At 49.6% G+C, this 11,698-nt stretch carries 8 protein-coding genes; 1 reads left to right on the forward strand and 7 read right to left on the reverse strand.

Annotated elements, in window-relative coordinates; all coding sequences use genetic code 11:
- Positions 1-10 precede the first annotated feature (10 nt).
- The 7 genes from OXI60_05425 to ilvB form a co-directional block, all read right to left on the reverse strand.
- Positions 11-565, reverse strand: a complete 555-nt coding sequence (locus tag OXI60_05425) for a uracil-DNA glycosylase (GenBank protein MDE0309256.1) — start codon at positions 563-565, stop codon at positions 11-13.
- A 165-nt stretch (positions 566-730) separates the two neighbouring features.
- Entirely contained in the window at positions 731-2,275 is a 1,545-nt protein-coding gene (locus OXI60_05430; protein MDE0309257.1) for a 2-isopropylmalate synthase, read from the reverse strand.
- Between the two features lie 261 nt (positions 2,276-2,536).
- Positions 2,537-3,373: a CDP-diacylglycerol--serine O-phosphatidyltransferase gene (gene pssA / locus OXI60_05435; GenBank protein ID MDE0309258.1), complete on the reverse strand. Its 837-nt coding sequence runs from the start codon at positions 3,371-3,373 to the stop codon at positions 2,537-2,539.
- A gap of 169 nt (positions 3,374-3,542) precedes the next feature.
- Positions 3,543-4,169, reverse strand: a complete 627-nt coding sequence (locus OXI60_05440; GenBank protein ID MDE0309259.1) for a phosphatidylserine decarboxylase — start codon at positions 4,167-4,169, stop codon at positions 3,543-3,545.
- 1 nt (position 4,170) lies between these two features.
- The gene (gene ilvC / locus OXI60_05445) at positions 4,171-5,187 is read right to left on the reverse strand and encodes a ketol-acid reductoisomerase (GenBank protein MDE0309260.1); all 1,017 of its coding nucleotides are present in this window, start codon (positions 5,185-5,187) and stop codon (positions 4,171-4,173) included.
- A 9-nt stretch (positions 5,188-5,196) separates the two neighbouring features.
- The gene (gene ilvN / locus OXI60_05450; protein MDE0309261.1) at positions 5,197-5,727 is read right to left on the reverse strand and encodes an acetolactate synthase small subunit; all 531 of its coding nucleotides are present in this window, start codon (positions 5,725-5,727) and stop codon (positions 5,197-5,199) included.
- Positions 5,728-7,461, reverse strand: a complete 1,734-nt coding sequence (gene ilvB, locus OXI60_05455; protein ID MDE0309262.1) for a biosynthetic-type acetolactate synthase large subunit — start codon at positions 7,459-7,461, stop codon at positions 5,728-5,730.
- Between the two features lie 675 nt (positions 7,462-8,136).
- On the opposite strand from ilvB, the gene OXI60_05460 reads away from it, so the two are divergent.
- On the forward strand, positions 8,137-11,475 hold the full coding sequence (locus tag OXI60_05460) for a DEAD/DEAH box helicase family protein (GenBank protein ID MDE0309263.1): 3,339 nt from the start codon (positions 8,137-8,139) through the stop codon (positions 11,473-11,475).
- The last annotated feature ends 223 nt before the right edge of the window (positions 11,476-11,698 follow it).

The raw sequence follows: 11,698 nt of genomic DNA on the forward strand, positions 1-11,698 counted from the left end.
TGTCGGCCGACTATGACTGATTCAACATCAGTCGAACTTTCCACAGGTCATCCCAGGATTTTCTTTTTTCCGTCGCCTTTCTCAGAAGATACGCCGGATGATAGGTAACGACGACATCGACATCTGTGTCACGATACTTTTGGGGTTTGCCTCTCAGTTCACGTAACGGGGCATCGGTATCCAGCAAAAGCTGTGCACTGACACGACCTAACGCCACAATCACCTTGGGCCTGATGATTTCGATCTGTCTTCTCAGATAATGCGAGCAGGCAGATGCCTCATCGGATAGCGGATCGCGGTTATTCGGCGGTCGGCACTTTACGACATTGGCGATGTATACCTGATCCCGTTCAAAACCCACTGCTGCAATCATCGCAGTCAGCAACTTACCCGCACGCCCAACGAACGGAAGGCCCTGAAGATCTTCCTGATGGCCTGGTCCCTCACCAATGAAAAGCAGATCTGCGTCAAGTGAACCTGCGCCAAAAACAGTATTGGTACGGGTTTTGCTCAACTGGCATCGCTGACACCCAGCAACGGCCACCTGCAGTGCCCGCACATCCATGGTGCCGATATCGGCAATCCGAACCGTATCGCTCCCCATTGCTGCCTGCGGCGGCCCGGGCAACTCCGCTTGATCCGGGTCAGCCTGTGTGTTTTGGTCGCGAAGTTTCCAGACCTCGACACCAATCGCTTTCAGGAAATCGTCGCCTGATGCCATCGAAACCGATCAGATCATGGAGCCTGTCTGGGGATGGGTCCGATGAGAAGAATTCAAACGGTTGACCGCATCAATGTACGCCTTGACCGAAGCGATGACAATATCGGTGTCCGCACCATGTCCATTGACAACATGACCGTTCTCCTTCAACCTGACACTGACCTCTCCCTGCGCATCAGTTCCACTGGTAATACTGTTCACGGAGTACAGTTCCAGACTGGGTTCGCAATCGATCAGTGATGACACAGCTTTGAAGCAGGCGTCAACCGGACCATTTCCCTGTGCCTGTGCATCACAATCGCCGCCGTTCATCTTCAGTGTCACCTGCGCAACCGGACTGCAATCGGTATCGGAACAGACTTTCAGCGACTTCAGCTCGATCGCTTCATCACCATGAGTCGTACCCGCCTCAACCATCAGACCGATCAGGTCATCGTCGAAAATCTCATGTTTTCTGTCTGCCAAGCTCTTGAACTTCCCAAATGCCGATAGAAGCTCATCGTCCGATTCGAATTTAAATCCGAGCTCGTTGATACGCTGTTGAAATGCATGTCGGCCGGAGTGCTTGCCGAGAACCATTTTACTGGTTGCCCATCCCACATCCTGCGGCCTCATGATTTCATACGTTTCGCGCTTCTTCATGACACCGTCTTGATGAATCCCAGATTCATGTGCAAACGCGTTGGCGCCTACAATCGCCTTGTTCGGCTGTACCGGGAACCCGGTCACACTCGAAACGAGACGACTTGCCGGAACAATCTGCGACGTATCGATTCCGGTGTCACAATCGAAATAATCCCTTCGGGTTCGCACTGCCATCACGATCTCTTCCAGCGAAGCATTTCCGGCACGCTCACCCAGACCGTTGACTGTGCACTCGACCTGTCGTGCTCCTTTCAGCACGGCAGCCAGTGAATTGGCGACCGCTACGCCCAAATCGTTATGGCAGTGTACCGAAAAGACCGCTTTGTCTGAATTGGGAATATTTTCGATTAGGTCTTCGATCAGCTGCCCGAACTGAGATGGCATGTTGTATCCGACCGTATCAGGAATGTTGATCGTACCAGCACCTGCATCAATCGCCGCCTCAATGATCCTGCATAGGAAATCAAATTCTGAACGGCCTGCATCTTCGGGTGAAAACTCGACATCGTCTGTACTGTTTCTTGCTTTGCGAACCGCCCATACTGCCCTCTCCAACACCTGATCTGCAGACATGCGGAGCTTTTCTTTCATGTGAATCGGCGAGGTTGCGATGAATGTGTGGATTCGACCGGAAGCTGCAGGCTCAACAGATTTGGCTGCCAGATCAAGGTCCCCCTCTACCGCCCGTGCCAATGCACACACAGTACTGTCAGTGATTTCCCTTGCGACCTGGTGTACAGCCTCAAAATCACCCTTGCTTGCTGCCGGAAAACCGGCTTCAATTACGTCAACCCGCATTTTCGCCAGCAAATGCGCAATCGCAAGCTTTTCTTCCGCAGTCATGGATGCGCCAGGACTCTGCTCCCCGTCGCGCAATGTAGTATCAAAAATAATGAGTTTATCTGCCATCGAATCAATCTTGTTGGTCTGAATGTAAAATCCGCAACATCCGGTTACCGGATGTCAGGCGTGTAGGGATAATTCAATTGAAAAGATACAGCGCGCCTAGTGGCGCAGCAGCAGTAGAAGCAGGTCTGCGGAACTTCGAAGAACTTTTGAAAGAATGGTATACATCGGTCTATTGGCAACGTTTATACCATAAATCGTCTGATCAAATCAACAGTGAAGCGATTATTCAAAACCAACCGCGTAGCGGTCGGGCAATGTCATCTAGTCGCCTGAACCATCCCCGCCCGCTGGTATTCTTGCTCTTCTTCGCAAATTCCCATTCATCCAGATGATTGCTCCACTAACCAGATAGATCAAGCACACTGCGAACAAAACTCGCGGCGGATCGATCGAAACGACAGCAATAGCCAGCACGATCACAATGCTGGCGATAAAAGGCACACGCCCCTTGACGCCGAAATTCTTGAAACTCAGATAAGGTATGCTGCTGACCATCAGAAGTGCCAACATGACGACGATAAAGAATGTAACCTCGGACAAGACCGGAAACTGCGATGCCGAAGGCGATACCATCACCCACATCCATGTCACCAGAAACGCTGCTGCCATCGGACACGGCAACCCTTGAAAATACGCCGGATTCGGTGAGGAGATCGTATTGAATCGTGCCAGACGCAAAGCCGTTGCTGAAACAAACAGAAACGCACCCAACCATCCGATCTTGCCAAATGCATGAAGGGTCCACTCATAGACGATCAGTGCCGGCGCAAGACCAAAGCAGATCACATCCGACAAGCTATCGTACTCCTTCCCGAACAGGCTGGAAGTCTTGGTAAGACGTGCCACTCGGCCGTCTAGGCCGTCCAGCACTGTGGCAATGAGGATTGCGATCGCGGCAATCTCGAATTTCTGCTGCGTTGCCTGAATGACCGAGAAAAATCCAAAGAAAAGCGCCCCCGTAGTCAGAAGGTTCGGAAGAACATAGATTCCCCGACGTTTGCTATCGCGCAATGTGGAACTCTTCGAAAGGTTCTTGTGCTTCGGTGACGAAACATTCACTGTTGCTTCAGCACGGGATTTTTCCTGATCTGTGGTCATGAGACTTGGCTGAATTAGGACCGGTTCCTCAAGTATTCTACCATCACGTTTGCGATAGTTGCTGTCTGACTGCTGACGGGATAAAGCGGACCAATGTCCAAGATCGAACCTTTTGAAACGAAATCGATACTGAATGCGTCAGATTCTGCCGGCATGACCGACAGTCGATCTACGCCATGAATCCAATAATGTCTGCGCCGCCCCTGACCTTGTCACCGACATTGACGGTTATCCGATACTCTTGGGGAACGAACAGCTCAACCCGGGAACCGAAGCGGATGAAACCGTATCTCTCACCGCGCTGTACACTTTGTCCTTCCGTCACGTAACACAGAATTCGACGCGCAATGAGACCGGCAATCTGGATACAGGTCACTTCCTTATCATCACCGGTTCGAATGACTATTGAATTCCGTTCGTTCTCTTCGGACGACTTGTCGACTGCCGCATTGAGAAATTTTCCCTGCCGGTAGATTCGCTGAAACACCTCACCTGACACCGGTATCCGTGTGGCGTGCACCGAGAATACGTTGAGAAAAATTGCAATGTTGGTCGCTTTCTTGCCGCTGACCGGATCCGTCGTCTGCCGAACGGTCACCACCTTGCCATCCGCAGGTGATACGATCGCACCTTTGTCGTTGGGAATTTCCCGCACCGGGTCGCGGAAAAACTGCACCATGAACAACGCAATCAGCCAACACAAGAAGGCCAATGCCCCGCCTGCCACAAACTGAACAACGATCGCGAGAAGCAGTCCGCCTGCCACAAACGGATACCCCTCACGCGCAAGCTGCATTTCAGTTCACGTCGCGGTCAACCAACCGTCCAGCTGCAATCCATGGCATCATAGAACGTAACGAAGAGCCGACTTCCTCAATGCCGCGGCCAGCGGAAGCCTGCCTGAGAGAGTTGAACCGCTTGTTTCCGCTCGCGTTCTCTTCCATCCATTCATTGGCAAATTTACCGGATTGGATTTCCGAAAGGATCCTTCGCATTTCCTGACGGGTCTCATCATTGACGATCCTCGGTCCGCGAGTCAGATCTCCAAATTCAGCTGTATTGGAGACTGAATATCGCATGTTCTGAATGCCGCCCTCGTAAATCAGATCTACGATCAGCTTCAGTTCATGCAAACACTCAAAGTATGCCATTTCCGGCGCATACCCAGCTTCAACGAGCGTATCGAATCCCGCCTCAATCAACGCCGTTGCACCACCACACAATACTGTCTGCTCGCCGAACAGATCTGTTTCAGTCTCTTCACGGAAACTGGTCTCAATGATGCCAGCGCGGCCACCGCCGATTGCAGATGCATACGCGAGTGCGACGTCTCTGGCAGTGCCGGATGCATCCTGGTGGATTGCGATCAGACAGGGTACACCACCTCCATTCGAATATGTGGACCGGACTAAATGGCCGGGACCCTTGGGTGCAATCATGAAAGTATCGATATTGGCCGCTGGCGCAATGAACTTGAAATGAATGTTGAATCCATGCGCAAATGCGATCGCGGAACCAGGTTTGAGATTCGGTGCGACTTCCGATTCGTAGAGCTTCGCTTGCGTCTCGTCGGGAACAAGCATCATCACGACATCGGCACTCGCGACAGCTTCAGACACCTCGGCAGTTGCGATACCCGCCATGTCTGCTTTCGCCCGCGACGAGGATTCCGCACGCAAGCCCACAACAACATCAACACCACTATCCTGAAGGTTCCCAGCGTGAGCATGACCTTGTGAACCAAATCCGATTACTGCGACCCGTTTCCCCAGTATGTTGGAGAGGTCCGCATCACCGTCATAATAAACTTTCATATTGAGTTCCTATTTTCCCTTTCTACCGTTTGTACGAGAAATCGGCGCACTCAGCGCTGATTCGCCTCTTGCTATGCCTGATACGCCTGTACGAACCAGTTCAATAATTTCGGTCATTTTCACCTGCTCAATGAATCCATCGAGTTTGGAACTTGCACCGGTCAGTTCGACAGTATAGACAGACTGTGTTACATCAATGACCCGGCCCCGGAAAAATTCCACCAGCCGCTTGACTTCGTCGCGCTGTTCTCCGACCGCGCGAACCTTGATCAGCATCAACTCCCGCTCGATATGCTTGTCTTCTGTCAGATCAACCAGCTTTACGACTTCAATCAGCTTGTTCAGTTGCTTGGTGATCTGCTCGATCACGCCTTCCGAACCGACCGTTACGATGGTCATCCGCGAAAGCGTGGCATCTTCGGTCGGTGCGACCGTCAAGGTTTCAATGTTGAAGCCCCGTGCTGAGAACAGACCGGCAACTCTGGCCAGCGCTCCAGGTTCATTTTCCAGAAGAACGGAAATTATGTGTCGACTATCCACTTATGCCAGCTCCCGCTCCTGCGGAGTGCCGTTTGCGGTCGAACTGAGATGCATTTCATTATGCCCGCTACCCGCAGCGATCATTGGAAAGACATTTTCGCGCTGGTCAGTGATGAAGTCCATGAACACCAATTCGTCCTTGCGGGCCATGCACTCGACCAAGGCTTCCTCGACATCAGCCGGATTTTCCACCCGCATGCCGCGGTGTCCGAAACTTTCCGCCAGATCAACAAAATTTGGCAATGCATCCATATACGAGTGGGAGTAACGGTTGTCGTAGAAAAACTCCTGCCACTGACGCACCATGCCCATATAACGGTTGTTGAGATTGATGATCTTGATCGGCAAGTCGTACTGCTTGCAGGTAGACAGTTCCTGTATGCACATGATGATGCTTGCCTCACCGGTCACACAGACAACATCTGATTCCGGATATGCAAGGCGGACACCCATTGCGGCCGGAAGACCGAATCCCATCGTGCCGAGACCACCGGAATTCACCCACCGACGCGGATTGTCGAACCGATAGAATTGTGCGGCCCACATCTGATGCTGACCCACGTCCGACGTTACAAACGCCTCTCCTTTGGTCACCTTGTATAGTTTCTCCAACACCAGTTGGGGCTTTATTTTGTCGCTGTCGAGATCGTAGGCCAGGCAATCAACTGACCGCCACGATTCGATCTGATTCCACCAGCTTGCAATACGGCTGGCATCTGGATTCGGCGCCAGTTCCTTCACTGCCGACACCAAGTCAGCCAGAACGTGTTTGGCATCGCCGACGATGGGTACATCAACATTGACGTTCTTGCCGATGGATGAGGGATCGATATCGATGTGAATGATTTTCGAATAAGGGGAGAACTTTGCCAGATCACCCGTAATCCGGTCGTCGAATCGCGCACCCACAGCCAACATGACGTCACAATCGTGCATCGCCAGATTTGCTTCATAGGTACCATGCATGCCCAGCATTCCGATAAACAGGGGATCATTGGCCGGATAGCAACCCAGCCCCATCAGTGTATTCGTACACGGAAACTGCAGATGGCGCACCAATTCGCGCAACTCCTGTTCACCGCCCGACAGCGAGACTCCGCCACCGGAATAGATGATTGGACGTTCAGCCTCAATCAACAACTTTGCCGCCCGCTTGATCTGACCGAGATGCCCCCGTACTGTCGGATTGTAGGAACGCATGAAGATCGTCTTCGGGTAAATGTACTCGGTCTTGTGAGCTGTCACATCTTTGGGGACATCGACAACAACCGGGCCGGGACGTCCAGTATTCGCAATGTAGAATGCCTGCTTGATTGTAGTCGCGAGATCGCGCACGTCGCGAACCAGAAAACTGTGTTTTACGCACGGTCTTGTAACACCCAGTGCATCCACTTCCTGAAATGCATCATCACCGATCAGATGAGTCGCGACCTGTCCCGAAAGCACGACCATGGGAATGGAATCCATATATGCAGTCGCAATTCCGGTTACGGTGTTGGTCACGCCTGGTCCCGAAGTGACGAGTACCACCCCCGGCCGGCCGGTTACCCGCGCATATCCATCCGCCGCATGAGTCGCACCCTGTTCATGCCGGACCAGGATATGGCGCACGTCATCCTGTTTGTACAGGGCATCGTATATGTGCAAGGCCGCGCCGCCGGGATAGCCGAAAATATAATCGACTCCCTCGTCTTTCAGGCAACGCACCAATATATCGGCACCTGTTAACTCCATCTGAAGAGTCCCCCTCGATTCGGAGCAGGTATTTCCACTAAAGATCCTGCGAAAGAATAAGATTAAACATGTGATTATAGTTAGTGATTCATTGAAACTAGAAAAAATTCACGCTGGAGTCTTGCTTCAGTCAGGTCGCGCCGCACTTGGCGACACTGAGTCAATTCTGTCGAGCTGCGATATTTCAGGATAAAGATTCACCGTGCTTGGTTGAGAAAGCTGCTGACACCACCACATGTGGCAGTCAGTCAGACCACTGCGAGGGCAGGCTAACCTACTTGATGGATTCAGTTCTATAAAGCAGTAGTGGATTTCGTTTACTGTGTTGATTTTTTGTGCAATCCCCACGCGTCAAACCTACTGAGTGATATTTTCTTGTCTCTGCTACCTCCGGTACACATTAACTGCAAATTGGAAGCTTTATCAGTACCGATTCGCGGCGCGGCTGGTGCAGGTAACATCTAGCCACTTCATGGAAAATGAAATTGAAGGTGTTGAATTATGGGTTGTGCCTGTAGCACCCATTTCAGCTTGTTTTGAGTGTCGTCTCATCGATGAAATTCGATTTTACCTGATCAGTTCGAGTGTTCAAATTAACGCCACTTGAAGCAGTTTATTCCTGACTGTTCGCTTAAAATAGGGTTTTCTGGCAGACACTATCTATGGCTTAAAAGTATGTCAAATAGAACCGCTACAGAATGGCTTCGCACTATTGAGAATCATGTAGAACACGCAGGGGACGGTCTTTGGCTCGAAGAATTAGTCTGCGATTTAGGTGATCAAATCCTGGAATGGGACCTTAAGGAAGTGTTTCCTTGGGACGAGTGGCCAGATCGAACCCGCATATTTGGTAGTTCTTCCTCTGTCGACGTGGGAATCGATATCGTCGGCGTTAAAAATGATAGTTCATTAGTGGCCATTCAGTGCAAAGCAAGATCCAGTGGCAGAGATCTCAGAGTCAGTGATATTGCTCCATTTAGGATGAGTGCAGGAGACGACAAATGGTCTGAACTATGGGTGGTTTCCAACGTACAGTTCAGTCGTGGGGTAAGAGAAGCTAATTTGCGGTCTGAGTCAAAGCCATTAAAGTTAGTTGATTTCGTTGAACCGGTACGGACACTCGCTTATCAAGAAATTAGCGGAAAAAAAGAAGACAAAGAATTAACTAATATGCAGGACGAAGTGGTTGCTAAAGTTCTTAACGGACTAAAAAATCATGCGAAGAATGGACGGAGCGAGTGGAATTGCGGTGAGGCTCGAGGACAAATTGTCATGCCATGTGGGACAGGCAAAACACGGGTGGCATATCGAGTAATGAAAGAAATTGTTAATTCTGGCGAATTAACCATTGTCCTCGTTCCTTCGATCGCACTTGTTTCCCAAATAAAACGAGAGTTTCAAATACTTGCACGTCAAGATCATATCGAAATGCGGACACTTGCTATATGCTCCGACAGCACAGCCGGAGGCTTCAAGAACGGACGCGTAAAATCTGAGGACAAGATCAATTTGGCCACCGACCCAACGCTCGATACCAGTTGTGTCCATAGTTACGAAGTTGTAGGGGATACCGCTACAAGCGAAGAACAAGTTGTCAAATGGCTACAGAAACAAAAAGAGGAGTCAGCCAATGCAATTATGACATTGTTTTCAACATATCAGTCAGCACACAATACCGCGGCAGGTCTGCTTTGCTTGGGCATAAAGGCGAAGTTGATGATTTGTGACGAGGCGCATCGCACGGCAGGAATCAAGAAAATTCCGAAAAATGGGGAACGCTTGCGGAATTTTACGCTTTGTCACGACAAAGACAAATTCCCAGCCATATATCGCCTGTATCAAACCGCGACTCCTCGAGTATTTACGAATATTAAAGCTAACCAAAAGGCGGACCTCCTTTACGTAAACGACACCACATGGGATGTCCGAACGATGAACGATGTTGCAACCTTTGGACCAGAACTTTATCGACTTAGTTATGTTGACGCTGTAAAACGGAATTTGCTATCCGACTACCGCATCATAGCTTGGGGAATAAGAGAATCGGACGAAGTTCACAAGATTGCAAAGAAATTGAACGAAAATACAATCTTATCTGATAACGACGCTAGTCACTGGGATTCAAACAAAGCGATGCGGGCATTGACATTGGCAGCATTTCTAGCGGGTTGTGTAAAGAATGTGAACGTGCGATCCGTCATCGCATTCTGCAATCGGATTAAGTTATCTTCCGAACTTGCTATAGCCGTTGAGTCTAAGCCAATTCGAGAATGGCTAGCCGATTACTTTCAACGCGTCGGAATCAAACAATCGCCAGTGAAGTTTAATGTTCAGCACATAGATGCTTCTTTCCCTAGTGCAAAACGTAACGATGCACTACACAAACTTGGTGCGGCCGATCTCGAAAGTCCATTCTGCATCTCTAATGTTGGAATTTTTGGAGAGGGCACAGATTCTCCAGGATTGAGTGCAGTAGCCTTTCTAAACCCGCGGAAAAGTCCAGTTGATGTAATTCAAGCAGTTGGACGAGCTATGCGTAAATCGCCAGATAAAAATCTTGGATACATCCTAGTGCCAGTTGTCATTCCCAAAGATCATGACCCCGAAAACTTTCTTCGTAATTCCAGCCCGGAACAAGGTTGGGAAGAGCTAGGGCAAATTCTTCAAGCTTTACGGGCGCATGACGGGCGGATTGAAGACCATCTTGAATCTTTGATGGAGTTTTATGCTCCGCCACCACCAGTTGAATACGCCAAGCATATCGTTGTAACAAAGCAACCAAATCATCCTTTTCAAGTGTTTGAGTTAAATACGAAAACTCAAACAGTAGAACAGGTGCTAGCACCAAAGAATGAAAATGACAAGGTGAGCATCGCAAATCGATTGCAGCGAGATAGTGGCAAGGTTCGTGAAATCAAGGAAGTTTCCGAGTTAGACCCCTTACATCCGCCTATGTCTATATCAGCAGTTATAGTAGATAACAATCAAGATTTACACATAAAGGATTTGACGTACACGACTTCGCAGGGAAGTGACAATCCTTTCAACGAACGTTGGGATCCCGTTGAGTCAATCGAAAAGGTAAAGAAGTTCATTCGAGACGACAAGCGGAGAAAGAAAACTCAAGCGCGGCGGATTAATCCCCGCATTAAGAGAAAGACTTATAGGCAACTCGAATTGGGTGAAAAGATATTGCATCTTGGAGGAGATAAGCTTGCTCATGCTCAGACAGGCATACACTTAAATCTCCTTGAACGATCTGGAATTCAAACAGGTTCGAAACGCGACATTAATTTATTAAGAGGAACGGTACGGACAGTGGCGGAGCACCTTCGTTCCGAAGATCTTGAAGAAATCTTAGCTCTTAGATTGGGAGTGGAAAATGTCGAAAGGTCTACGTCAGGAGTAGCCGACGCGTGCGTAATTACCGCAGTAATTTGGGTCAACGCTGCAATCATGCATGCGCGATTAGCGAGGCATAACTCCAACAAATTATCTGACATCAGACCTATTGAAGCCTCTGTTTCCGACGTAACTCCAGCTCGAGGATTGATTGAATCTTGGCAGAAAATATTGGTTCATGATTATGTGCCAATTTTTCAAGTTGCGCTTGAACTATTGCACGACGTAGCGTTCAAAAATCTCGAATGCGTATCGGATGCACTGAGGCAACTAGCAAAGGATGCTTCAGAAATCGCCGATCATTACGCCAATCTTGGCATGGACCACGCTGGAGAGTTGTTTAACGAAGTAATGGGAAATCAGAGAAGCGACGGTGCATTTTTTACACGACCTCTAGCAGCAACGATGCTTTCCGAATTATGCCTGCATGCTTCTTCTGAAACAAACTGGCTGGATGATGACTTGTGGGAAAAGCGTAGAATATTCGACCCCGCCTGCGGAAGTGGAACGATTCTCGTTGCAATGATGAATGCAATAAAACGACGCATAGCACTCGCAGGGGGGGGGCAGATACAATCAGGCGTTTCCATCATCGAGCCGTTGAACGCTTGATTATAGGAGCTGATATCAATCACGTCGCACTTCAACTCGCTGGGTGTCAGTTGACGCTCGGAGACTTATCCACCTCCTACGATAGAATGAACTTGTACTCCATGAGTTACGGTACAGATGAACCAGATGCCGTTAAGCTGGACGTAAAGACAGGTACAGTAGAAGTTTTATTGAACGAAGCCGCTGCGCGGCAGTATCCCCATCCGGCCTTCATCGGTTAATC

This window comes from Acidiferrobacterales bacterium, from assembly GCA_028820695.1.
Classification (GTDB): Bacteria; Pseudomonadota; Gammaproteobacteria; order Arenicellales; family JAJDZL01; genus JAJDZL01.